The following is a 24,171-nucleotide window of genomic DNA, read 5'->3' as shown; positions in this document are numbered from 1 at the left end:
ACACCTGATGAGACCCAGCCATGCCCGACAACAATAAAGAGCTGACCCTCAGCGCCCCGCTCAGCGGTCCCGTGCTGGCGCTCGCCAACGTCCCGGACGCGGTGTTCGCCAGTGGCGCGATGGGCGACGGCATCGCCATCGACCCGCTCAACGACACGCTGTATGCGCCCTGCGCCGGCGTGGTCATCCACGTTGCGCGCAGCAGCCACGCAGTGACCGTGCGCGCTGACAACGGTGCGGAAATCCTCTTGCACCTGGGCCTCGACACCGTTGAGTTGAATGGCGAAGGTTTCGCCATGCTGGTCAAGGAAAGCGATCGCGTCAGCCTCGGTCAGCCGCTGCTGCGCTATGACCTGGACAAGGTCGGCCAGCACTGCAAAAGCCTGGTCAGCCTGTTGATCCTGACCAACAGCGCGGATTTTCAGGTACGGCCGATCACCCTCAAAACAGTGAAAGTCGGCGAGCCGCTGCTGCACATCATCGCGCGCAATGTTGTCGCGGCGAATACCGATACAAGCGGCGGGCCTGAGGTTCGTGGTCAAGTGCAGGTCGCTCATCGCGGTGGCCTGCATGCGCGCCCCGCTGCGCTGATCCGCCAGACCGCCCAGGGTTTCAGCAGACACTCACAGCTGCACTTCAACGGCAAATCGGCGCCGTGCAACAGTCTGATCGGTTTGATGGGGCTGGCGATTGGTGAGCAGGATGAGGTGCAGGTCAGTTGTCAGGGCCGGACGCCGATGCCGCATTGCAAGCTCTGCTCAGCGCATTGGCAACGGCGCTGCCGGACGATCATCACGCGCAAGCGCCGACCACCACAGCCGCGCTGAAACGCCCGGCCGAGGCTGGCGTGTTGCACGGTGTTTGCGCGGCGCCGGGGCTGGTCGCCGGGCCGTTGTTTCGCCTGAACGCGATAACTCTACCGGCGGATGCGGGCCATCACGATCCAGTGCAACAGCAGCAGACGCTTGAAACGGCATTGAACGCGGTGCGCAGCGAAATCGCCGCCACCCTCGCCCAGGCGAAAAAGCACAAGAACGCCGACGAAGAAGCGATCTTCGCTGCACACATGGCGCTGCTCGAAGACCCGGCCCTGCTCGACGCCGCGCAGCAATTCATCGCACAAGGCACCGCAGCGACCCATGCCTGGAGTCAGTCGATCGACACCCAGTGCGACATGCTCCAAGGCACCGGCAGTCCGCTGCTGGCCGAACGTGCCAACGATTTGCGCGACCTCAAGCAACGCGTGCTGCGCGCCCTGCTTGGCGAGGCCTGGCAATATCAGGTTCCGGCCGGCGCCATCGTTGCCGCCCACGAACTGACGCCGTCGGATCTGCTGCAACTCAGCGCGCAAGGTGTCGCCGGGTTGTGCATGGCCGAAGGTGGCGCGACCTCGCACGTAGCGATACTGGCACGCGGCAAAGGTCTGCCGTGCATCGTCGCTTTGGGCGCGCAATTGCTCGAGCAACCGCAAGATCAGGCCGTGGTGCTCGACGCTGACGACGGGCGCCTCGAATTGACGCCAAACGCCGAGCGCCTGAGCGAAGTACAGCAGGCACAAATCCAGCGCCAGCAGCGTCGCGAAAGCCAACAGGCCAAAGCCCATTTGCCCGCTGAAACGCGCAATGGCGTGCACATCGAAGTGGTCGCCAATGTCGCCTCAAGCAACGAAGCAGCAGACGCTTTTGCCAACAGTGCCGATGGCGTCGGCCTGTTGCGCACCGAGTTTCTCTTCGTTGATCGCCAGACGGCACCGGACGTCGAAGAACAGCGCAGCGCCTATCAAGCGGTGATCGATGCCATGGGCGACAAGCCGGTGATCATCCGCACCATCGACGTCGGTGGCGACAAGCAACTCGACTACCTGCCGCTGCCCGCCGAGGCCAACCCAGTGCTCGGTCTGCGCGGCATTCGGCTGGCCCAGGCGCGGCCGGAAATTCTCGATCAGCAACTGCGCGCGCTGCTGCAGGTCAAGCCGTTGTCGCGTTGCCGGATTCTGTTGCCGATGGTCACCGAGGTCGACGAACTGCTGCACATCCGCCAGCGCGTCGATGCCTTGCGCCTTGAACTGGGCATTGCCGAGCGCCCGGAAATCGGCGTGATGATCGAAGTCCCCGCCGCCGCGCTGCAAGCCGAACAACTGGCCGAACACGCCGACTTTCTCTCGATCGGCACCAACGATCTGTCGCAATACACCCTGGCCATGGACCGCGACCACGCCGGGCTGGCGGCGCGGGTCGATGCCCTGCACCCCGCGTTGCTGCGTCTGATCGCCATGACCTGCGAAGGCGCGGCGGTGCACAAGCGCTGGGTCGGTGTCTGCGGCGCCCTCGCCTCCGACCCGCTGGCCACCCCGGTGCTGGTGGGTCTGGGCGTCACCGAACTGTCGGTGAGCCCGGTGCAGATCGGTGAAATCAAGGACCGCGTACGTCAGTTGCATGAAGCCGAATGTCAGCGCCTGAGCCGCGACTTGCTCAAGCTGTCCAGCGCCGCCGCCGTTCGCCACGCCTGTCATCAACATTGGCCTCTGCGCTAACAAAAACAAAAAGGACAAACGCCATGTACCAACTCTTCATCGAAGGCCTGCAACGCCTGGGCCGCGCGCTGATGCTGCCGATCGCGATCCTGCCGATTGCCGGCCTGCTGCTGCGCCTGGGCGACACGGACCTGTTGAACATCGCGATCATTCACGATGCCGGGCAAGTGATCTTCGCCAACCTGGCGATGATCTTTGCCATCGGCATCGCCGTCGGTTTTGCCAAGGACAACAACGGCACCGCCGGCCTCGCCGGGGTGATCGGTTATCTGGTGATGATCTCCACGCTCAAGGTGCTCGACTCGACGATCAACATGGGCATGCTCGCCGGAATCGTCAGCGGCCTGATGGCCGGTGCGCTGTACAACCGGTTCAAGGACATCAAGCTGCCGGAGTATCTGGCGTTCTTCGGTGGCCGGCGTTTTGTGCCGATCGTCACCGGGTTCGCGGCGGTGGGTCTGGGCGTGCTGTTCGGCTATATCTGGCCGCCGATCCAGCAGGGCATCAACGCGTTCGGCGCGCTGATGATGGAAAGCGGCAGCCTCGGCGCCTTCGTCTTCGGCGTGTTCAACCGCCTGCTGATCGTCACCGGCCTGCACCACATCCTCAACAACATGGCGTGGTTCGTCTTCGGCAACTTCACCGACCCGACCACGGGCGCCTTGGTGACCGGCGATCTGTCGCGGTATTTTGCCGGCGATCCGAAGGGCGGCCAGTTCATGACCGGCATGTTCCCGATGATGATCTTCGGCCTGCCCGCCGCGTGCCTGGCGATGTACCGCAACGCTTTGCCGGAGCGGCGCAAGGTGATGGGCGGGATCTTCCTGTCGATGGCGCTGACCTCGTTTCTCACCGGTGTTACCGAGCCAATCGAATTTGCCTTCATGTTTCTCGCGCCGCTGCTGTTCCTCCTGCACGCGCTGCTGACCGGGCTGTCGATGGCGATCACCAACGGCTTGAACATTCATCTGGGCTTCACCTTTTCCGGTGGCTTCATCGACATGATTCTCGGCTGGGGCAAGTCGACCAATGGCTGGCTGGTGGTGCCGGTCGGGCTGGCTTATGCGGTCGTCTATTACCTGGTCTTCGACTTCTGTATCCGCCGCTTCAATCTGAAGACACCGGGGCGCGAAGACGTCGCCAGCGCCGAAAAAGCCGTGCTCTCGGAAACCGAACGCGCCAGTGCGTATATCAAAGCCCTGGGCGGCGCAGAGAATCTGCTCACCGTCGGCGCCTGCACGACCCGACTGCGCCTGGAGATGGTCGATCGCAACAAAGCCTCGGATGCCGAACTAAAAGCGCTGGGCGCGATGGCCGTGGTGCGCCCGGGCAAGGGCGGCAGTTTGCAGGTCGTGGTCGGGCCGCTTGCTGACAGCATTGCCGATGAGATTCGCTTGGCCATGCCTGCGCTGGGCCGAACAGCATTGGTGGAAACCGCAGTGGTTGCCGATGAGCCGAAGAGCGTTGCGCTTACCCGCAACGAGGCGCAGCAATGGCTGGATGCACTGGGCGGTCGCGACAATGTGCTGCAACTCGATTGCATCGCCATGACCCGCATTCGCCTGCAACTGGCCGACGGCAAGGCGTTGTCAGAGGCGCAGTTGAAAGCGCTGGGATGTATGGGCGTCAGCCATTTGGACGGTGGCGTCTGGCATCTGCTGGTTGGCGAGAAAGCGGCGAGTCTGAGTGCAGCGATCGAAGGGTTGGTCAGTCGCCGGGAAATCAACGCGCAGGTTTGAACCGGCGGTGATTGGCGGGCCGCGTCGCGAGCAGGCTCGCTTCCATGGTTCAAAACATCGGCCTGTGGCCCGCCGTGCGACAAAGCGCAACACGCACGGCGGGCTATTTTTCCGCCGGCAAAGCAATACATATCTACCACCCTCCTCTCGCGCACCCTCGGCATGCTCGGTGTTCATCCCACACGCATGGAGAGCGTGCCCATGAGCACATCCACCGCCCCGACGTTCGATGAGATCAGAAGCGATCTCAATCAGATCGGGCATCACTTTTTCAATCTCGAAACCGCGCTGCTGCCAGAGCAGAAAACCACGACCGAACAAGCCTGTCTGAACCGCATCAACGGCTTGCTCAAGAGCCATCGCGAGCAGTTTGTGCGGCGCAGCCGTGCGCTGTATCAGGCCTTGGCCGACAGCGATCTAGAGAGCAGCAGCGGCAAATCCTTGCTGGCGGACCTGAAAAAAACCTCGATACGACACTGCTCGACATGGATCTGCGTGACCAGATCGACGGAAAATCCGCAAAGTCTTTTCTGACCTACGATGCAGGATTCACCGCGCTCGAGCACGAGGCGCGGCAGGCTGTAAAAGATCGTCTGCTGCACCCCGACGCCGGCGCGTTGCTGGAAAAACTCACCCTGGGCCCGGCCCTGCGACCGGCAGCCTACGCTGTGCAGTTCAGCTACCAAGGGCAAACCATCGAACTCGCCGGTGCCTTTGTGGTGACTGAAAAAAGCAGCCCGACGCTCGATGGTCTGGTCACCACACAAAACGTCGGCGACGTGCTGTTGTTCACCCCTGCGCGAGGGATCGAAGCCTTCAACTCGCTGGAAGATCTGGATGCCCGGCTGCTGCACTACCTGCAACACCCCGCCAGCCGCGAGGAATTCCGACAAATGCTGCCCGTGCGATATCACGACTTGAGCGCAGCCGGCATCTGGCCGTTGCAACTGTCGTTGATCGACAGTCAGCCGCTGTTCGAGCGCGCCTGTGACACCCTCGCCGATAAACGCACGCAAGACATCGAACGGGCGTTGAGCTTCGTCGACAATCCACAACAGGACCCGGCGCAATTGCGCGCCGCCCTCGACCGTGCCATCGCCGCTGCGCTACCGGAGCTCACCCCGCGCCTCGAATTGCGTGCCCAGACCCTGTTCGAACGGCATTTGCGTAACAGCGCACCGGACTGGTTTCGCAGCGCCAGTGCTACGCGGCAAACCGAGTTGGCAGAGCATGTCGGCAACTATCAACAGGCGCGACAGAAACTGCTCGACCTGATGGGGCCGCTGGTCAGCCTGACGGCGCTCGCTCGCGAACAATGGCTGCAGCGTCTGAGCGATGACCTGGAAATCGACGATCTGGACATCGATAAACTGCAGATCAGCACTGATCGGCGCGTGCCTGGATTCGGCGTCTATGCTCATCAGCGCAGCCTGCTCGACCTGTCGCTGCGAGGCCCGCACACCGGCGATGAATTGCCGGGGTCGGAATTCCTCAGGCACACCACGCTCACGTATGACCATGCGCCCCTGCCGCTGGAATTCGCCGACCTGACGCCCGCCTGGCTGATCGAGCAGGCGATCGACTTGCAGCCTCGCGTCGACTTCGCTCAGTTGCAGCGCGACATGCATGCCCGACGTACCGCCCGACCAGCCATCGAGCATATGCTCGACCAAAGGATCGTCGCCCTGGCCTACAGCGCCATGTTGCAGGGGCATCTGCTCGACAGCGACGTACAAATGATCCAGCGACTGCGCAACGCCAGTGACCTTCACTTGCAGGCCGCAACACTGTCCTTGCACGGCGCACAATTGCAGGATCTGTGGGTACTGCGCGAGTCCAGCGCCACTGGCACCGTGAAACGCGTATTGCTGTGTACTCCACAAGCGCCACGCGACCGGCAGTTCCAGGCTTTCGACAGCGAAGTCGAATGCCAGACCCACGTGCTCGACTGGGCGAAGAGCCTCAATGACTCCGAGAGCATGGCTGGCTACCTGCTCAATCGCGCGCCAATGCGCTTTCGTCCGAGTATGCGCAAGGTACTGTCCGCGCTGAGCTTCAAGCCTGAAGCCATGGAATACAAAAAGGTCACCTTCGAGCACTGTGGCAGCCATCTCGATTGCCTGCGCGCAATGGCTGAGCACGTGCTGTCGACGCGAATCGATGACTACGACTTCAGCACGCCGCTATGGTATCGCCAGACCACCGCCGCCCACCGCAGACAGCTGACGACCCTGACCGAAGGCGCCGAGAACACGTTGCGCGCATTTGCCACGCATCCGTTATCCGGCAGCCGCTTTCCGGCCTTCGATGCTTTCGTGCACGAGCAGGCAAAGATCAGCCTGAACCGCTTGCTCAAACGCCCGGACAATGATGTCGACCCGGACACCGTCTGGGCCTACTCTCCGATGTCGATCATTCCGGCGTTGACCCCAAGCCGCTGACCTACACCGAGCTGTATCGTGACGGCTATGCCGACGGGATCGGTTTCCTCGATGCAAAATTTTCCCGATCGGCACGCTTCAAAGGTCCGAAGGGTGTCGATGTCAGCAACCTCACCCCGGAGAATGTCGCACGCTCGGTCACCGGGGTCTGGATTGGCAAGCGCTATACCGACAAAGTCAAAGCCGAACTCCAAAGTCCAGCCAGCGAAGGCTATGTGCTCCGGCGCAGCACCCTTCTGGCCATTACTCAGCGGCAGATGAAAAGCGCTGCCCTGGAATGCCAACTGCAGGGGCATATCAGCTCCAGCGATCGGCAATGGCTGGAGCGGAGCATCGCCAGCATGGACGACACTTCACCGCCAACGCGCACTCGCTATCCGATCCACCGGCTGATGATTGACGGTGAATGGGTCATCGATACCTGGTTGTTCAGCCACGACAAACAGCCGGCGCTGCTCTACACCCCGGATGCCCCCGACGGTGTCGCTTTTCGCGAAGCGCGGCTGTTCAATTACCTGCTCAAGCAGACCGATGGGCTGATCGAATATCTGACAGTCAGGGTCGGGGTTCAGGCTCAGAAGCGGGTCCGTACGTTTCTGGAAACGGCCAAAAAGAACCTGCCACAGGAGATCAACCGAACCACGCCAGGTCCAGCCCGGTATGACTCGACGACGTCGGTGGATCCGGTCAAGGATCTGCGTGATGTCCTGTATGACATGAAGCTGCAACGCAAGATCGATGATGTCCACGCCACCACCACCAGCCGGGCACAGATGATCAGCAGCCTGGTCTGGACCTGTGTCGAATGGGTTACCGCCATCGCGACCGCGCCTTTTCCTTTGTTGAGCCTGAGCACTGGCCTGTTGCTGGCGTTCAAGGACGCCATGCTGGCGCTGCACGCGTATCGCCAGGGTGAACAGGGCGAAGCGTTCATGCATCTGCTTGGTTACCTGTTCAACAGCGCCGGCGCAGTGCTGACCGATCTGCGTCCCGCCCTGCGTTCACTCAAACCGCTCAACCGACCGCTGCGCCAGACCGCCAGGGCCGCCAGCATAGAGCAGCAACAGACAGTCACGCTGATTGACCGGGTTGCAGCCACACCGCAGCGGGATGACATGGGTACGGTGATGTTCAGGGGCAAGCTCTATTGGGCCAGTCACCAATCCGACGCGCTCGGCCGTTATTTGTTGTACACCACTGTGCCCGGTAGCCCGGAGCTGGTGTCGACGGGCATCCTCACCGTGCGCAACGCGGACGGCATGATGGTGCGCAGCGGTGTGGCCGGCGGCGCGCCAAAATATGACGCTGTTCCAGAAACGCCGGGGCCGCATAAAGACTATGGTGTTGCGCCCGAACATTGGGACAACGTCAAAAAAGTAATGGATCCGCAGTCCAGAAGTGAGGCCCTCAAAAACAGCGCGGCTTTCATGGCGTTGCCACATTCAATACTTACCGAGACTGTCAAGCGATTTTCCAAGACACGCAGTGTCTACCTGGAGCAAGTGCAAACACTCACCACAGACGCCACCCGACATTTCGCTGAACTCGCTCCGTTGCCCGCTCGCGCTCAGGTCGCTGACGTTGCCGCCGACAGCACATTTGCACAGTTGATCACCAGCGATGCGTGCAAGGGAAAAATCTGGTCATCGGCGCCCAACCCGGTTCGATCGCCAGTAAACAACTGCTGATCGAGAATCTGGACGCGCTCGCTGCCAGTGGCTTCAAGCGTCTCTATGTGGAATATCTGGCGGGCGATGTTTTCCATCCCAAGCTGGAAAAAATGAACAAAGGTGGAAGCTGGAGAAATATCAAAAACCATCTGAAAACCATGGATGCGGCACTTGGGCACGAGGAGGACGCCGCCTTCTCCTATCTGGGGCTGGTACGCACGGCTCGGGAAAAGGGCTTTAAAATCAGTGCGCTGGACGCCTCAACCAGTTACCAACTGGAGCACGCCATGGTGTTGTCAGGAGTATCGCCACTGACGCCCCGCAGTAATAGCATCCGCAATTTCTACTCGCACAAGGCCCTGGCTGCCGATATCGCCGATGCGCCGCAGGAACGCTGGATCGTCCTCACCGAACAGTCACGCATGTGCACCTTCGACAAGACCCCGGGCCTGGCCGACCTGCATGATGCCGTTGCCGTGCGTGTCGAAGATGTCGACTTGTATCAACCCGCACGCGTAAGCAGGGATGCGCTCGGTGCCACCGTCGGAGAAGCGAAAGCGCAAGGTGACTTCCTCGTACAAATGCCAAGTACGTACAAGGCGCCCCGGCCAGTTTCCCGGCCCGCAGCCGCTAGCACCCCTGTTGATCACTTCAGCGAATTCGATATTGCCGCGCCGTTGCGCGACGCCATCGCCGACATGTTGCCTCAGCCCAAGTCCCTGGATTCGCACTACGCCCCAAGAGTACCCCGTGAAAGAAAGGCCTACGACGCTTTCCTCGCCCAGCGCAATCGTCTGGAGACAACAGCCAGAAACGCTTTTACCGATTTCGACCCTCCAGACGCGCCAATCCTGCCGGTGCTCACCTCCGACTGCACATTCGAAGCTTTTTGCAGCAGTTGCGCGACGGGGATTTAAATCTGCTGATCGGCGAAGCCCACGGCGATGTGGCAAGCAAAGCGCTGCTGATAAAGCACATGAAAGCACTCAAGGAAGCGGGGTATGACACGTTGTATGTGGAGCACCTGCTCACCGACCTGCACCAGGCCGATCTGAATATTTTTCTACGAGACCAGCACATGCCGGACAGGCTAAAGGCGTATCTGCGTGCTCAGGATCATGGACACATGCCCACTTATAAAGGCAACGATACGTACACCGCGGTCTTCCAGGCGGCGGCCAAATACAAAATTCGCATCAGGGCCCTCGATTGCACAGCCTCTTACCACCTCAAGGGCATCTATGACGAGGATATTTCGCGAAACGAGATGTTCAGCTATTTCGCTACCGAGGTGATCAATGCTGATCAACTGGCAAACGGACCGCATAAATGGCTGGCCCTCATCGGCAGTGCGCACACCAATTACAATCTAGGAGTGCCAGGTCTGGCCGATACTCTTTCAGCCGTCAGCCTGCACGTACGCGACACAGCGCCTGAACTGGCCAGAGACATTCACCGCGGCACGTGGGAATTTGTCAGCGGCAAGCGCGACATCGTAAGGGCCCTGAACAGCGACTTTCTGATGGAAGTGGCCGTCCCCGGGAGGAAAAAGCCTGTCGCGACGCCATCGGTCAGTCGTAGCAGACTGACCCAACGCGGGCACTTCCTGATCGAGAACGCAGACACCCGCAGCGCCAGCGTGGTGCATAAGTCCAGGACTGACGAGATCGTTGTCACGCCGATTCAAGTCAATGACCAAGGCTTGTTGTTCATTGATCGCTGGGGGAAAAAGACCAGCTATTCAAATACCTGGAAACGCTGACCGATATGCTTGCAGCAGATGTGAAGCTGACCCAGGTGAAGTGACGCCAGTGCGATTGCACGTTATGGAAAACCACCGGGCTTGATGGCCCGGTGGTTTTTTGGCTTGGAATCCGGCGTTGAATGCCGAGCTCAAAGCCGCGCGCCATTTATCGCCTGGATGATGCCTGCTTTTCAGGCGCGAGGATCCACCCGATCCAGCGCACGGTTCACCGCCAGCTCAGCGAGCATGATGATCTGCTGAATCGCCAGCGCCGTATTGCGCTGCGGTCGCCCCAGCTGATCGGCGAAATCACTGGCCAGGGTGTTGGCTGAAGCGAGGGATTCACAGGCGTGGGCCAGCAGGGTCTCGGTGTCGACGTCGGGCTGGATGAGGAACATGGTGCTGGGCGGGCACGCCTTGCTCGGCTGTGGGCACAGGTAAAAATCCAGAGCGCGCTTGATCGCTTCGCGGTTTTTCGCAAGGTCGTCGGCGCGGATGGTTTGTTCGAGGGGGTGGTGGGTTCGAGGGGTGGGTCGGGGACGACCTTATCCAAAATGCTTCTCCTGCTGATGCTGATGGGCAGCCATCGATCGCCGGATCTCACGCGGCGAATAGGTGGCAGCTATGTGCGAGGTGAGATCCACCGGAGCAGGCAACCGGCCAGACCGAAGTCTGCCCGCACACAGCCGCCATAAAGCAGGCAGCAGATTGAGCTGGCGCCAATTATCGTGGTGCTGGCGCCAGTTGCAAGCTATCCGGGGATCTCACTCCCGATCGCTGATTCGCAGCGACGGGAAAAGACTAGAGATCGCACGTCCGACGGACAACCTGAAAACGTTGTGGGAAGGTTCGGGTTATTGGTTACCAGATTTAAACAATCGCCAATTCTCGGGCGCCTGGATGGGCCTCATCGCGAGCAGGCTCACTCCTACAATTGTGATCGGGTGCATTCAGCTAGAAACGGGTCGGCTGTCAGGCCGCCTTCGCGAGCAAGCCCGCTCCCACAGTTTGATCGCAAGCATTCAGCGAGAAACGGGTCGGCTGTCAGGCCGCCTTCGCGAGCAAGCCCGCTCCCACAGTTTGATCGCAAGCATTCAGCGAGAAACAGGTCGGCTGTCAGGCCGCCTTCGCGAGCAAGCCCGCTCCCACAGTTTGATCGCAAGCATTCAGCGAGAAACAGGTCGGCTGCCAGGCCGCCTTCGCGAGCAAGCCCGCTCCCACAGTTTGATCGCAAGCATTCAGCGAGAAACGGGTCGGCTGTCAGGCCGCCTTCGCGAGCAAGCCCGCTCCCACAGTTTGATCGCAAGCATTCAGCGAGAAACAGGTCGGCTGTCAGGCCGCCTTCGCGAGCAAGCCCGCTCCCACAGTTTGATCGCAAGCATTCAGCGAGAAACAGGTCGGCTGCCAGGCCGCCTTCGCGAGCAAGCCCGCTCCCACAGAAAAGCAAGAGCAAAGATCGCAGCCTTCGGCAGCTCCTACACAATGAGCGTTAGCTCGAGTGCTTTTGATCCTGATCCACCGGCGACGTCGGAAGGCTGAGTGGAGGAATTGATCCGGGCGCGGGAGCGCAGCGACCGTTCGACGAAGTCGAACACAGCGGAAGGAGGTGCAGCGCAGCAAACCGTAGCCGCTGCGCCCGGATCGATCCCGCAGCGAAGGAACCCGAGCCTGCGAGGGCCGAACGCAGGAGCTAGCGTTTTTTGCTTACTTTTTTGGCGCTTGTAAAAAGTAAGTCGCCGTCAGGCGAAACCGCGAGCCGCAGCACCGCAAAAACGGATATTCACCCAAATCAAAATAAAACCAAGGCCAACAAAAAACCCACAGACAATCCCTCATCTGCGGGTTTCACGTTCAAGCAGCAAAGAAGATCAGAAATCCTCCAGCCGCCACACCTCATAAGCCGGCGTCTCATACGGATGACTGAGCTTCAACGCCGCCACAACAGCCACAATTAACTCATCCGCAACGACAAGCTCAACCTTCCATTCCTCAACCCGCTCAACCTGCCCCGCCTGACCGATAAACGGCTGACTGCCGTCCAACGGTCGAAACTGGCCCAGGCCAGGCACCTGCCAGGCACAATGGTCATAGTCACCGATCCGCCCACCACCGGCAGCGAACACAGCGCCCTTGACCACCTCGACATGGCTGTCGGGAACAAAAACGCCAGCTTGTACACGACGATCAGTTAACCCACACACGCGCATTACGGAACATACGCATCCATGGTGCATCTTCGTTCCAGTCTTCCGAACGCCACGAATTCTGCACCGCACGGAACACACGCTCCGGGTGCGGCATCATGATCGTCACGCGACCGTCACGGCTGGTGAGGCCGGTGATCCCGCGCGGCGAGCCGTTCGGGTTGGCCGGATAGGCTTCGGTGACTTTGCCGTAATTGTCGACAAAACGCATCGCCACGCAACCGGACAGATCAGCTTCCAGCAGTGCCTCTTCGCTGGCGAACTCGGCATGACCCTCACCGTGGGCGATGGCGATCGGCATGCGCGAACCGGCCATGCCCTGCAGGAAGATCGAGTTCGACTCCTGGATCTGCACCATCGCCACACGCGCTTCGAACTGCTCGGAGCGGTTGCGCACGAAGTGCGGCCAGAACTCGCTGCCCGGAATCAGCTCGTGCAGGTTGGACATCATCTGGCAACCGTTGCACACCCCGAGGGTGAAGCTGTCGTTACGCTCGAAGAAGCCCTGGAACGCATCGCGGGCGCGGCTGTTGAACAGCGCCGACTTGGCCCAGCCTTCACCGGCGCCGAGGACGTCGCCGTAGGAGAAACCACCGCAGGCCACCAGGCCTTTGAACTCGTTGAGATCGACACGGCCGGCGAGGATATCGCTCATGTGCACGTCGATCGCGCTGAAACCGGCGCGGTCGAAAGCGGCGGCCATTTCCACCTGACCGTTGACGCCCTGCTCACGCAGCACGGCAACCTGTGGGCGGATGCCTTTCTTGATGTAAGGCGCGGCGATGTCCTGGTTGACGTCGTAGCTGAGCTTGACGCTCAGGCCCGGGTTGTCTTCTTCCAGCAGCGCGTCGAATTCCTGCTCGGCGCAGTCGGCGTTGTCGCGCAGACGCTGGATCTGGTAGCTGGTCTCGGCCCACTGACGTTGCAGCAGACGACGCTGGCCTTCGAACACGGTGTCACCGTTGAAGGTGATGTTGATCTGGCCATTGTTGATCGGCTGACCGATCACCGACACGCAGTCGCCCAGACCGGCGGCGCTGAATTGCGCGAGAATGTCCGGGGTGGCGTCCTGGCGAACCTGGATCACCGCACCGAGTTCTTCGTTGAACAGGATCGCGGCGATTTCCGAAGCGGATTCGGCAACGCTGTCCAGGTTCAGGCTCAGACCGCAGTGGCCGGCGAAGGCCATTTCCACCACGGAGGTCAGCAGACCACCGTCGGAACGGTCGTGGTACGCCAGCAGGTGACCGTCGGCGTTGAGGCCCTGGATCACGGCGAAGAAGGCTTTGAGGTCTTCGGCGTCATCGACATCCGGAGCTTGCTTGCCGAGTTTGCCGTGGACTTGCGCAAGGATCGAGGCGCCCATGCGGTTCTGCCCGCGACCGAGGTCGATCAGGATCAGGTCGGTGGTGCCCTTGTCCATGCGCAGTTCCGGAGTCAGGGTCTGACGGATGTCAGCCACTGGCGCGAAACCGGTCACGATCAGCGACATCGGCGAGGTGACGGTCTTGTCTTCGCCGTTATCGTTCCAGCGCGTGGCCATGGACATCGAGTCCTTGCCCACCGGAATGGTGATGCCCAGCTCAGGGCACAGTTCCATGCCGACCGCTTTTACGGTGTCGTACAGACGCGCGTCTTCGCCCGGGTGGCCGGCAGCGGACATCCAGTTCGCCGACAGTTTGATGTCGGAGAGCTTGTTGATGCGCGAGGCGGCAATGTTGGTGATGGTTTCGCCGATGGCCATGCGGCCCGAGGCCGGCGCGTCCAGCAGAGCCAGCGGTGTACGCTCGCCCATCGCCATGGCTTCACCGGTGTAGACGTCGAAACTGGTGGCGGTGACGGCAACGTCAGCCACCGGCACCTGCCATGGGCCGACCATCTGGTCACGGGCGACGAGGCCAGTGATGGTGCGGTCGCCGATGGTGATCAGGAAGCTCTTGCTTGCCACGGCCGGGTGATGCAGAACGCGTTCGATGGACTCGCTGATGTCGAGGTTCGACGGATCGAAGTCATCGCCCAATTCAGCTTCGCGAACCACCGAACGGTGCATGCGCGGCGCTTTGCCCAGCAACACTTCCAGGGGCATGTCCACCGGGTTGTTGCCGAAGTGGCTGTCGGTCACGGTCAGCTGCGGCTCGGCAGTGGCTTCACCGACTACGGCAAACGGGCAACGCTCGCGTTCGCAGATCGCCTTGAAACGCTCGAAATCAGCCGGGCCAACCGCGAGAACGTAACGTTCCTGGGATTCGTTGGACCAGATTTCGTGCGGGGCCATGCCCGGCTCGTCGTTGGGAATGTTGCGCAGTTCGAAACGGCCACCGCGATCGCCGTCGTTGACCAGTTCCGGGAAGGCGTTGGACAGACCGCCTGCGCCGACGTCATGGATGAAGCTGATCGGGTTCTTGTCACCCAGTTGCCAGCAACGGTCGATGACTTCCTGGCAACGACGCTCCATTTCAGGGTTTTCACGCTGCACGGAAGCAAAATCCAGATCCGCCGAGCTGGTGCCGGTGGCCATCGACGAAGCCGCGCCGCCGCCCAGACCGATCAACATCGCCGGGCCGCCGAGCACGATCAGCTTCGAACCAACAACGATCTCGCGTTTCTTGACGTGTTCTTCACGGATGTTGCCCATGCCGCCAGCGAGCATGATCGGCTTGTGGTAACCACGCACTTCGTCACCGTGCGGAGTGGTGATCGATTGTTCGAAGGTACGGAAGTAGCCAGTCAGCGCCGGACGCCCGAATTCGTTGTTGAACGCGGCGCCGCCGAGCGGGCCTTCGATCATGATGTCCAGCGCGGTGACGATGCGCTCAGGCTTGCCGTACGGCACTTCCCACGGCTGTTCGAAGCCCGGGATCTGCAGGTTCGATACGGTGAAACCGGTGAGGCCGGCCTTGGGCTTGGCGCCGCGACCGGTTGCACCTTCGTCACGGATCTCGCCGCCGGAACCGGTCGATGCACCCGGGAACGGAGCAATCGCGGTCGGGTGGTTGTGGGTTTCAACCTTCATCAGGATGTGCACCGGCTCCTGCACCGCGCCGTACTGGCGGGTTTCAGGGTTCGGGAAGAAGCGGCCGGCAACGTTGCCGACGATCACCGAAGCGTTGTCCTTATAAGCGGACAACACGCCTTCGCTGTGCATCTGATAGGTGTTCTTGATCATGCCGAACAGGCTTTTTCCTGGCTCTGGCCGTCAATGTCCCAACTGGCGTTGAAGATCTTGTGGCGGCAGTGCTCGGAGTTGGCCTGGGCGAACATCATCAGTTCGATGTCGTGCGGGTTGCGCTTGAGACCATTGAAGGCGTTGACCAGATAGTCGATCTCGTCTTCAGCCAGGGCCAGGCCCAGCTCGGTGTTGGCCTTCTCCAGCGCGGCGCGACCGCCACCGAGGATGTCGATTGCAGTCAGCGGCTTTGGCTCGGCGTGGCTGAACAGACCGGCGGCCTGCTCGAGGTTGGCCAGCACGATCTGGGTCATGCGGTCATGCAGGGCGTCCGAAATCAGTTGGGCTTCGGCTTCGCTGAACTGCCCTGCAACATAGAAGGCGATACCGCGTTCCAGGCGCTGGATCTTGCTCAGGCCGCAGTTGCGGGCGATGTCGCTGGCCTTGCTCGACCACGGCGAGATGGTGCCGAAACGCGGCAACACCAGAAACAGACGGCCGGTCGGCTCTTGAACCGGAACACTTGGGCCGTACTTCAGAAGGCGCGCTAGCACCTGCTGTTCGTCGCCGGTCAGGACGCCGGTGACTTCGGCGAAGTGAGCGAATTCAGCATACAGGCCACTGACAGCTGGAACCTTCTGGCTCAGTTGCTCAAGGAGTTTGCTGTGGCGAAAGGCAGAAAGGGCAGGAGCGCCGCGCAGGATCAACATCTTCGGGACAGCCTCGGGAAGGGGTGTGCTTTGAGGCCGTGCATTCTAGCCTAAACCGACCTCAACATCACCCGAAACGCTACGCACGGTTGCACTCGGGTAGCAATCTGTGTTTCTGCCTTCGGGGTCAGGTAAATCGAGCGTTTCAGCGCGGCTTATTTTTACTGTAACAAAATGCCCTGAAGGCCCGTATTCAAGGGATTTCGTTCGGATTTGTGATCGCTAGCAGACTAGTCCTACGCTGTCGAGATATGGCGCCCGTGGCCGTTTGCGTATACTGCGCAGATGTTTTTCCCAACGGCTTTGCGTCCGCGATACGCCAAATGGCTGATCGCAACCGGACTCTTCCTGATGCTCGGTGGCTGTGTTGATAAACCCAACACACTCGAGCGCGTAAAGGAGGACGGTGTGCTGCGGGTGGTTACCCGTAACAGCCCCGCCACCTACTTTCAGGATCGCAGCGGCGAAACCGGCTTCGAATACGAGCTGGTGAAGCGTTTCGCCGACGATTTGGGTGTCGAGTTGAAGATCGAGACCGCTGACAATCTCGATGACCTGTTCAATCAGATCGGCAAGCCGAACGGCCCGGTGCTCGCGGCGGCCGGTCTGGTCAGCAGCGATGAACGCAAGAAGCAGGTGCGGTTCTCCCATTCCTACCTTGAAGTCACCCCGCAGATCATCTACCGCAACGGCCAGTCGCGGCCAACCGATCCGGCGGATCTGGTCGGCAAGAAGATCACCGTGCTCAAGGGCAGCACCCACGCCGAGCAACTGGCCGGGCTGAAACAGAAATATCCCGGCATCGAATACGAAGAATCCGACGCGGTTGAAGTGGTCGATCTCCTGCGCATGGTCGATGAGGGCCAGATTGACCTGACGTTGGTCGACTCCAACGAAGTGGCGATGAACCAGGTGTACTTCACCAACATCCGCGTCGCCTTTGATCTCGGTGACGCGCGCAGTCAGAGTTGGGCGGTTGGTCCGGGCGAGGACAACAGCCTGCTCAATGAAATCAACGCCTATCTGGACAAGGTGCAGAAAAACGGCACCCTGCAACGCCTGAAAGACCGCTACTACGGCCACGTTGATGTCCTCGGCTATATGGGCGCCACCACCTTCGCCCAGCATTTGCAGCAGCGCCTGCCGAAATACGAACAGCACTTCAAGAATTACGCGAAGAAAGAGAAAGTCGATTGGCGCCTGCTGGCTGCCATCGGTTATCAGGAATCGCTGTGGCAGCCCGCAGTGACGTCAAAAACCGGCGTGCGCGGCTTGATGATGCTGACTCAGAACACCGCGCAGGCGATGGGTGTGTCAAACCGCCTCGATCCCAAGCAGAGCATCATGGGCGGCGCCAAGTACCTGGCCTATATGAAGGATCAGCTGGACGATTCGATCCAGGAACCGGACCGCACCTGGTTTGCCTTGGCGGCGTACAACGTCGGCAGCGGCCATCTGGACGACGCGCGCAAACTGGCGGCGAAGGAAGGCTTGAATCCGGACAAGTGGCTGGACGTGAAAAAATCCTGCCGCGCCTGTCGCAGAAACAGTGGTACAGCAAGACCCGTTACGGCTACGCCCGGGGTGGCGAACCGGTGCATTTCGTAGCGAACATCCGGCGCTACTACGACATCCTGACCTGGGTAACCCAGCCGCAGCTTGAAGGCGATCAGGTGGCCGAGGGCAACCTGCATGTGCCGGCGATCGACAAGTCAAAACCGGCGCAAGAACCCGCCCCGCTTTAACCCACACCTCAAATCCAACTGTGGGAGCGAGCCTGCTCGCGAAAGCGTCGTGTCAGTCGACATTATCTTTGACTGATACATCGTTTTCGCGAGCAGGCTCGCTCCCACAGGGGTTTGTGTAGCTGCTCAGTGCTTGGCCGCCGCCAGAATCAGCGCCTTCATTTCCGACACAGCAGATTTGAAGCCCACGAACAACGCATGCGCCACCAGCGCATGGCCAATGTTCAGTTCGTTGATGCCTTTGATCGCCGCCACAGCTTCAACGTTGTGGTAATGCAGGCCATGCCCGGCATTGACGATCAGACCCTGCGCCAGCCCAAATGCCACGCCATCAGCGACGCGCTTGAGCTCTTCTGCCACTTCAGTCGGGGTTTCGGCATCGGCGTAACGCCCGGTGTGCAGCTCGATGGCCGGCGCACCGACGCGCTTGGAGGCGGCGATCTGGCGCTCGTCGGCGTCGATGAACAGTGACACTTCGCTACCGATTTTCGACAACCGCTCGACCGCAGCCCTGATGCGCTCTTCCTGCCCCGCCACATCCAGACCGCCTTCGGTGGTCAGCTCCTGACGGGTCTCCGGAACCAGGCAGATATGCGCCGGGCGAATGCGCTCGGCGAACGCCATCATTTCTTCGGTGACGCCCATTTCGAAGTTCATGCGGGTTTGCAGCACATCTTTGAGCAGCAGCACGTCACGCTCCTGGATGTGCCGACGGTCTTCACGCAGGTGCACGGTGATGCCATCAGCGCCCGCCTCTTCTGCATCCAGCGCCGCTTTGACCGGATCCGGATAGCGCGTGCCACGGGCCTGACGCAGGGTGGCGACGTGGTCGATGTTCACGCCGAGAAGAATGCGATTGCTGCTGGTCACGGATGCGCTCCTGGATTGAGAGATTCGGCGCACAGCATATCAGGGCTTGCGAAACAGCTCGCGACTGACAAGCGGACGCCCGCCCAAATGCACTGCCAGTGCCTGGCGCATCAGACGCTTGGCCGCCGACAGCGCACCGGGCGCCGACCAGTCGGCTTCGGCCATGGCCAGCAGTTCGGTACCGTTGAACAAGCCTGGTTGCAGCAGATACACCCTTTCGAGACCGGCATCGACTTGCAGGCGATAGAGACCGTCAGGTGCCACAGGCTCACCGTGCATATCGGTATTCATGGAAAAGCCGTAGCCAAGATCATCCAGCAGACGCCATTCGAAGGAGCGCAGCAACGGCTCCAGCGGCCGCCCCTCGGCCAGCGCCAACAGGGTCGCAGCATAGTGATCGAATACGGCGGGATGCGGGTCTTCGGCGGGCAGCAGGCGAATCAGCAACTCGTTGAGATAGAGACCGCTGAACAGCGCCTCGCCGTTGAGCCAGGCCGAGGTGCCGGAGCTCTCCATGCGCCCGACATTCTTCAACTCACCCTTGCCACGGAACTCGACCTCCAGCGCCACAAACGGCCGCGCCAATGTTCCAGCCTTGCCCCGCGCACTGCGCAACACCGCCCGCAGCCGACCTTGCGGCGTGAGGAAATCGACCAGTGCGCTGGTTTCGCGATAGGCGCGACTGTGCAGAACGTAGGCCGGTTGCGCGGGAGGTGGTGTTGAGGACATGGAGCTCTCATTGATGAAAACGCGGTTCTATATTCACCCCAAAACCAATGTGGGAGCGAGCTTGCTCGCGAATGCTGGGTGACAGTCAACAAATATGTCGGCTGGCACTACGCCTTCGCGAGCAAGCTCGCTCCCACAGGTTTCTTCGGTGTTGCGCCAACCGCGTTTTTACAGGTCGCCGTAACCCAGCGAACGCAGCGCACGCTCGTCATCGGACCAGCCGCCCTTCACCTTGACCCACAGGTTGAGCATGATCTTGGAGTCGAACAGCAGCTCCATGTCCTTGCGCGCTTCGGTGCCGATGCGCTTGATGCGCTCGCCCTTGTCGCCAATGATGATTTTCTTCTGACCGTCACGCTCGACGAGAATCAACGCGTGGATGTGCAACGTCTTGCCCTGCTGCTTGAACTCTTCGATCTCGACGGTGATCTGGTACGGCAGCTCGGCACCCATCTGGCGCATGATTTTCTCGCGCACCAGTTCGGCAGCGAGGAAACGGCTGCTGCGGTCGGTGATCTGGTCTTCCGGGAAGAAGTGATCATTCTCCGGCAAATGATCGGCGATGACCTTTTCCAGCGCTTCGAGGTTGTGCCCGTGCTGCGCGGAAATCGGGATGATCTGCGCGTTCGGCAGCTGTTCCTGCAACCAGCTCAGGTGCGGCATCAGCTCGGCCTTGTCTTCGATGCGATCAGTCTTGTTCAGCGCGACGATCAGCGGGCCGGTCACGTACTGCACACGCTCGAGCACCATCTGGTCTTCGTCGGTCCACTTGGTACGGTCGACGACGAAGATCACCACGTCGACGTCTTTCAACGCCGCCGAAGCGGTCTTGTTCATGTAGCGGTTCAGGGCCTTTTCGCCACCCTTGTGCATGCCCGGGGTGTCGACGTAGATCGCCTGCACGTCGCCCTCGGTCTTGATCCCGAGCATGTTGTGGCGGGTGGTCTGCGGCTTGCGCGAGGTGATCGCGAGCTTCTGGCCGAGGATGTGGTTGAGCAGCGTCGACTTGCCGACGTTGGGACGGCCGACGATGGCAACGTAGCCACAGCGAGTTGCGTTTGTATCAGTCATTGCCATTCTCCACGCCCAGGGCAATCAGTGCTGCGGCGGCCGCTACCTGTTCGGCAATACGACGGCTCACACCCTGACCTCGGCTTTTTTCATTCAGTAAGACCACTTCGCATTCGACGAAGAAGGTACGGCAGTGCGGTTCGCCCTGGATATCCACCACTTCGTAGCGTGGCAGTTCGCAACCGCGCGATTGCAGGTGTTCCTGCAAGCGGGTTTTCGGATCCTTGTTGGTGTCGACCAGGGTCAGGCCTTCGAATTCGCCGGCCAGCCACGCCAGCACGCGCTCGCGGGCGACGTCCATGCCGGCATCGAGGTAGATCGCACCGATCAGGGCTTCGAGGGCATCGGCGAGAATCGATTCACGGCGGAAACCACCGCTCTTCAGTTCACCCGAACCCAGACGCAGATAATCACCGAGGTCGAAACCGCGAGCCAGTACGGCCAGCGTCTCACCTTTTACCAGGCGTGCGCGCAAACGCGACAACTGGCCTTCGCGGGCCAACGGGAAGCGATCGAACAGCGCCTCGCCAGCAACGAAGTTGAGGATGGCATCACCGAGGAATTCCAGACGCTCGTTGTTGCGCCCGGCAAAACTGCGGTGCGTGAGGGCCAGCAGCATCAGCTCCTGGTCCTTGAAGGTGTAACCGAGCTGGCGCTCGAGACGGCTTAGAGAAACGCTCACGGTTTACCCACGCTGAGTTCGTGGCTGGTTTCCACTGCCATCGCCGGGGTACGGCGCAGGCCTGGGACAATTAACGCTGTGTTCAAAAAATAAATCCTGGCGATTGCGAAGCCGATTGTGCCGGCTCCAGAAATGCATTCGGCGCTGTGGTCAACAGCGCCGTGTTTGATTACTTGATCAGGCCGACCCGCGAGAAATTCGGCAGGTGGCTGAGTTTCGGCTCCGGCCAGCTCATCCAGACCGCGAAGGCCTTGCCGACAATATTCTTGTCGGGAACCATGCCCAGCAGGTCCTTGGGAATGTTCGGATCATCCCAGTAGCGGCTGTCGTTCGAGTTGTCGCGGTTGTCGCCCATCATGAAGTAGTGCCCGGCAGGCACTGTCCACGAACGATCCGGGGTCGCGCGGTAGCGGCTCATTTCCTTGCGGATCAGGTGCTCGGCTGCGCCGAGTTTTTCCTGATAGAGCTCCGCGCTGCCCAGCGAACCCGCTTCGGCACCGACCATCTTCTCGGCAATCGATTCGCCGTTGACGAACAGACGCTTGTCGGCGGTGTAACGCACCGTGTCACCCGGCAGGCCGACCACACGCTTGATGTAGTTGACGTTCGGGTCGCTCGGGTAGCGGAACACCATGACATCGCCGCGCTGCGGGTCACCGACTTCGATGATCTTCTTGTCGATCACCGGCAGACGGATGCCGTAGGAAAACTTGTTCACCAGAATGAAGTCGCCGACGTCCAGGGTCGGTTTCATCGAGCCGGACGGAATCTGGAACGGCTCCACCAGGAACGAACGCAGCACCAGCACGATGAACAGCACCGGAAAGAACGACTTGCCGTATTCGACCAGCAGCGGCTCTTTGTTCAGTTTCTCGACCACCACAGGCTCGGGCTGGCTGACACTGCCTTGATAAGAGGCAATGGCAGCCCGCCGACGCGGCGCCAGGAACAGCAGATCGAGCAACGCCAACAGGCCGCAGACGAACACGGCGATGACCAGCAACAGCGGGAAATTTAGCGACATAGGACCTGATTATTCCAACCTGAGCACGGCGAGGAAGGCTTCCTGTGGAATTTCCACGTTGCCGACCTGTTTCATGCGTTTCTTACCGGCCTTCTGCTTCTCGAGCAGTTTCTTCTTACGACTGACGTCACCGCCGTAGCATTTGGCCAATACGTTCTTTCTGAGCGCCTTGACGGTTGTCCGGGCCACGATCTGACCACCAATGGCGGCCTGAATCGCCACGTCGAACATCTGACGAGGAATCAGTTCTTTCATCTTCTCGGTCAACTGGCGACCTTTGAAGTGCGAATTGTCACGGTGCACGATCAATGCCAGGGCATCGACCTTGTCGCCGTTGATCAGCACGTCCAGTTTCACCAGATTAGCCGATTGGTAACGATCGAAATGGTAGTCCAGCGAAGCATAGCCGCGGCTGGTGGATTTGAGACGGTCGAAGAAGTCCAGAACCACTTCGTTCATCGGTAGGTCGTAGGTCACTTGCACCTGATTGCCGAGGAACAGCATGTCGACCTGTACGCCGCGTTTCTCGATGCACAGGGTGATGACGTTGCCCAGGTGTTCCTGCGGTACAAGGATATTGGCGCGCACGATTGGCTCGCGCATGTCCTCGATCGCCGACACGTCCGGAAGCTTCGACGGGTTGTCGACATAAATCGTTTCACCGGTTTTCAGCACCAGCTCGAAAATTACCGTCGGCGCGGTGGTGATCAGGTCCAGGTCGTATTCGCGCTCGAGGCGCTCCTGGATGATTTCCATGTGCAGCATGCCGAGGAAGCCGCAACGGAAGCCGAAGCCCAGGGCGTCCGAGCTTTCCGGGGTGTACTGCAGCGACGAGTCGTTCAGGGTCAGCTTCTGCAGCGCTTCGCGGAAATCCTCGAAGTCGTCGGAGCTGACCGGGAACAGACCGGCGTAAACCTGTGGCTGAATGCGTTTGAAGCCCGGCAGCACCGGAACGTCTGGCGTGGAGCTCAGGGTCAGGGTGTCACCGACCGGTGCACCGTGAATGTCCTTGATGCTGGCGATGATGAAGCCCACTTCGCCGGCCTTCAGATCAACGGTGGCGGTGTGTTTCGGGTTGAACACGCCGACGCTGTCGACCAGGTGCACCTTGCCGGTGGACTTGACCAGAATCTTGTCGCCCTTCTTCACACGGCCATGGCGCACGCGTACCAGGGAAACAACGCCCAGGTAGTTGTCGAACCAGGAGTCGATGATCAACGCTTGCAGCGGATCTTCGATGTTGCCGGTCGGCGCAGGGATGGTGTGTACCAGACGCTCGAGCACTTCGTCGACACCCAGGCCGGTCTTGGCGCTGCAGGTGACGGCGTCGGTAGCGTCGATGCCGATGATCTTCTCGATCTCGTCCTTGACGCGATCCGGCTCGGCCTGAGGCAGGTCGATCTTGTTCAGCACCGGCATGACCTCCAGGCCCTGCTCGATGGCGGTGTAGCAGTTGGCCACGGACTGGGCTTCTACGCCCTGCCCCGCATCGACCACCAGCAAGGCGCCTTCACACGCGGCCAGGGAACGGCTGACTTCGTAGGTGAAGTCGACGTGGCCCGGGGTGTCAATGAAGTTCAGCTGGTAGGTGATGCCATCTTTGGCTTTGTAATAGAGGGTAACGCTATGGGCCTTGATGGTGATCCCGCGTTCACGCTCAAGATCCATGGAATCCAGTACCTGGGCTTCCATTTCACGCTCGGCCAGGCCGCCGCACATCTGGATGAAACGGTCAGCCAGCGTCGACTTGCCATGGTCAATGTGGGCGATGATGGAGAAATTGCGGATATGACTCAAATCACTCACGGATCAACACTCAAAAAGGCTGCAGGCTTGGCCCGCC

General features: G+C 60.5%; 14 protein-coding genes and 4 pseudogenes. 8 read left to right on the top strand and 10 right to left on the bottom strand.

Annotation, left to right across the window (positions count from 1 at the left end):
• Positions 1 to 20: 20 nt before the first annotated feature.
• From ptsP to LJU32_09605, 4 genes and pseudogenes are all read left to right on the top strand, one after another.
• A pseudogene (gene ptsP, locus LJU32_09620) lies at positions 21 to 2,533 on the top strand (phosphoenolpyruvate--protein phosphotransferase).
• A gap of 23 nt (positions 2,534 to 2,556) precedes the next feature.
• Positions 2,557 to 4,272 carry an N-acetylglucosamine-specific PTS transporter subunit IIBC gene (gene nagE / locus LJU32_09615; GenBank protein WKV90399.1) on the top strand — a complete coding sequence of 572 codons (1,716 nt, stop codon included), beginning with the start codon at positions 2,557 to 2,559 and terminating at the stop codon, positions 4,270 to 4,272.
• A gap of 201 nt (positions 4,273 to 4,473) precedes the next feature.
• Positions 4,474 to 4,806, top strand: a complete 333-nt coding sequence (locus LJU32_09610) for a hypothetical protein (protein WKV90398.1) — start codon at positions 4,474 to 4,476, stop codon at positions 4,804 to 4,806.
• On the top strand, positions 4,758 to 6,713 hold the full coding sequence (locus LJU32_09605) for a hypothetical protein (protein WKV90397.1): 1,956 nt from the start codon (positions 4,758 to 4,760) through the stop codon (positions 6,711 to 6,713). The genes LJU32_09610 and LJU32_09605 overlap by 49 nt, the downstream gene beginning before the upstream one ends.
• Here LJU32_09605 and LJU32_09600 read toward each other — a convergent pair.
• Positions 6,668 to 7,009, bottom strand: coding sequence for a hypothetical protein (locus LJU32_09600; protein WKV90396.1), 342 nt, complete (start codon positions 7,007 to 7,009; stop codon positions 6,668 to 6,670). The two genes, LJU32_09605 and LJU32_09600, sit on opposite strands and share 46 nt — an antisense overlap.
• A 45-nt stretch (positions 7,010 to 7,054) precedes the next feature.
• Between LJU32_09600 and LJU32_09595 the strand changes: the two genes are divergently transcribed.
• From LJU32_09595 to LJU32_09585, 3 genes are read left to right on the top strand one after another with little or no spacing between them, the layout of a single operon-like run.
• The gene (locus tag LJU32_09595) at positions 7,055 to 8,401 is read left to right on the top strand and encodes a hypothetical protein (GenBank protein ID WKV90395.1); all 1,347 of its coding nucleotides are present in this window, start codon (positions 7,055 to 7,057) and stop codon (positions 8,399 to 8,401) included.
• Positions 8,338 to 9,300 carry a membrane-targeted effector domain-containing toxin gene (locus tag LJU32_09590; GenBank protein ID WKV90394.1) on the top strand — a complete coding sequence of 321 codons (963 nt, stop codon included), beginning with the start codon at positions 8,338 to 8,340 and terminating at the stop codon, positions 9,298 to 9,300. The genes LJU32_09595 and LJU32_09590 overlap by 64 nt, the downstream gene beginning before the upstream one ends.
• The gene (locus LJU32_09585; protein WKV90393.1) at positions 9,273 to 10,145 is read left to right on the top strand and encodes a membrane-targeted effector domain-containing toxin; all 873 of its coding nucleotides are present in this window, start codon (positions 9,273 to 9,275) and stop codon (positions 10,143 to 10,145) included. The genes LJU32_09590 and LJU32_09585 overlap by 28 nt, the downstream gene beginning before the upstream one ends.
• A 173-nt stretch (positions 10,146 to 10,318) precedes the next feature.
• Here the strand turns inward: LJU32_09585 and LJU32_09580 are convergent.
• The 3 genes and pseudogenes from LJU32_09580 to purL form a co-directional block, all read right to left on the bottom strand.
• Positions 10,319 to 10,680 (bottom strand): annotated as a pseudogene (locus LJU32_09580) (DUF6124 family protein).
• 1,315 nt (positions 10,681 to 11,995) lie between these two features.
• Positions 11,996 to 12,334: a YqfO family protein gene (locus LJU32_09575; protein WKV90392.1), complete on the bottom strand. Its 339-nt coding sequence runs from the start codon at positions 12,332 to 12,334 to the stop codon at positions 11,996 to 11,998.
• Positions 12,312 to 16,207, bottom strand: a pseudogene (purL, locus tag LJU32_09570) (phosphoribosylformylglycinamidine synthase). Before purL ends, LJU32_09575 begins: the two are co-directional and overlap by 23 nt.
• 285 nt (positions 16,208 to 16,492) lie before the next feature.
• Here purL and mltF point away from each other — a divergent pair.
• Positions 16,493 to 17,952 (top strand): annotated as a pseudogene (mltF, locus tag LJU32_09565) (membrane-bound lytic murein transglycosylase MltF).
• 126 nt (positions 17,953 to 18,078) lie between these two features.
• Here the strand turns inward: mltF and pdxJ are convergent.
• The 6 genes from pdxJ to lepA all read right to left on the bottom strand — a co-directional run bounded on the left by pdxJ (position 18,079) and on the right by lepA (position 24,134).
• Positions 18,079 to 18,822: a pyridoxine 5'-phosphate synthase gene (pdxJ, locus tag LJU32_09560; protein WKV90391.1), complete on the bottom strand. Its 744-nt coding sequence runs from the start codon at positions 18,820 to 18,822 to the stop codon at positions 18,079 to 18,081.
• Positions 18,823 to 18,861: 39 nt separating this feature from the next.
• Positions 18,862 to 19,551: a DNA repair protein RecO gene (recO, locus tag LJU32_09555; protein ID WKV90390.1), complete on the bottom strand. Its 690-nt coding sequence runs from the start codon at positions 19,549 to 19,551 to the stop codon at positions 18,862 to 18,864.
• 168 nt (positions 19,552 to 19,719) lie between these two features.
• Entirely contained in the window at positions 19,720 to 20,622 is a 903-nt protein-coding gene (era, locus tag LJU32_09550) for a GTPase Era (GenBank protein ID WKV90389.1), read from the bottom strand.
• Positions 20,615 to 21,304 (bottom strand): ribonuclease III, encoded by a 690-nt coding sequence (gene rnc, locus LJU32_09545; GenBank protein WKV90388.1) that lies wholly within the window; start codon positions 21,302 to 21,304, stop codon positions 20,615 to 20,617. Before rnc ends, era begins: the two co-directional genes overlap by 8 nt.
• 169 nt (positions 21,305 to 21,473) lie before the next feature.
• Positions 21,474 to 22,328: a signal peptidase I gene (gene lepB, locus LJU32_09540; GenBank protein WKV90387.1), complete on the bottom strand. Its 855-nt coding sequence runs from the start codon at positions 22,326 to 22,328 to the stop codon at positions 21,474 to 21,476.
• A 9-nt stretch (positions 22,329 to 22,337) separates the two neighbouring features.
• Positions 22,338 to 24,134 (bottom strand): translation elongation factor 4, encoded by a 1,797-nt coding sequence (gene lepA, locus LJU32_09535; GenBank protein WKV90386.1) that lies wholly within the window; start codon positions 24,132 to 24,134, stop codon positions 22,338 to 22,340.
• Positions 24,135 to 24,171 lie beyond the last annotated feature (37 nt).

This window comes from Pseudomonas sp. B21_DOA (assembly GCA_030544685.1).
Classification (GTDB): domain Bacteria; phylum Pseudomonadota; class Gammaproteobacteria; order Pseudomonadales; family Pseudomonadaceae; genus Aquipseudomonas; species Aquipseudomonas fluorescens_AO.
The sequence above is the reverse complement of the archived record's forward strand: the minus strand, read 5'-3'. Positions and strand labels throughout refer to the sequence as shown.

Bases quoted from the DNA above. Each gene is read 5' to 3' on its own strand.
- era (WKV90389.1), bottom strand. From the start codon at position 20,622: ATGACTGATACAAACGCAACTCGCTGTGGCTACGTTGCCATCGTCGGC.
- LJU32_09600 (WKV90396.1), bottom strand. From the start codon at position 7,009: ATGCCCCTGCAGTTGGCATTCCAGGGCAGCGCTTTTCATCTGCCGCTG.
- recO (WKV90390.1), bottom strand. From the start codon at position 19,551: ATGTCCTCAACACCACCTCCCGCGCAACCGGCCTACGTTCTGCACAGT.
- lepB (WKV90387.1), bottom strand. From the start codon at position 22,328: ATGTCGCTAAATTTCCCGCTGTTGCTGGTCATCGCCGTGTTCGTCTGC.
- LJU32_09610 (WKV90398.1), top strand. From the start codon at position 4,474: ATGAGCACATCCACCGCCCCGACGTTCGATGAGATCAGAAGCGATCTC.
- LJU32_09605 (WKV90397.1), top strand. From the start codon at position 4,758: ATGGATCTGCGTGACCAGATCGACGGAAAATCCGCAAAGTCTTTTCTG.
- LJU32_09575 (WKV90392.1), bottom strand. From the start codon at position 12,334: ATGCGCGTGTGTGGGTTAACTGATCGTCGTGTACAAGCTGGCGTTTTT.
- nagE (WKV90399.1), top strand. From the start codon at position 2,557: ATGTACCAACTCTTCATCGAAGGCCTGCAACGCCTGGGCCGCGCGCTG.
- LJU32_09595 (WKV90395.1), top strand. From the start codon at position 7,055: ATGGACGACACTTCACCGCCAACGCGCACTCGCTATCCGATCCACCGG.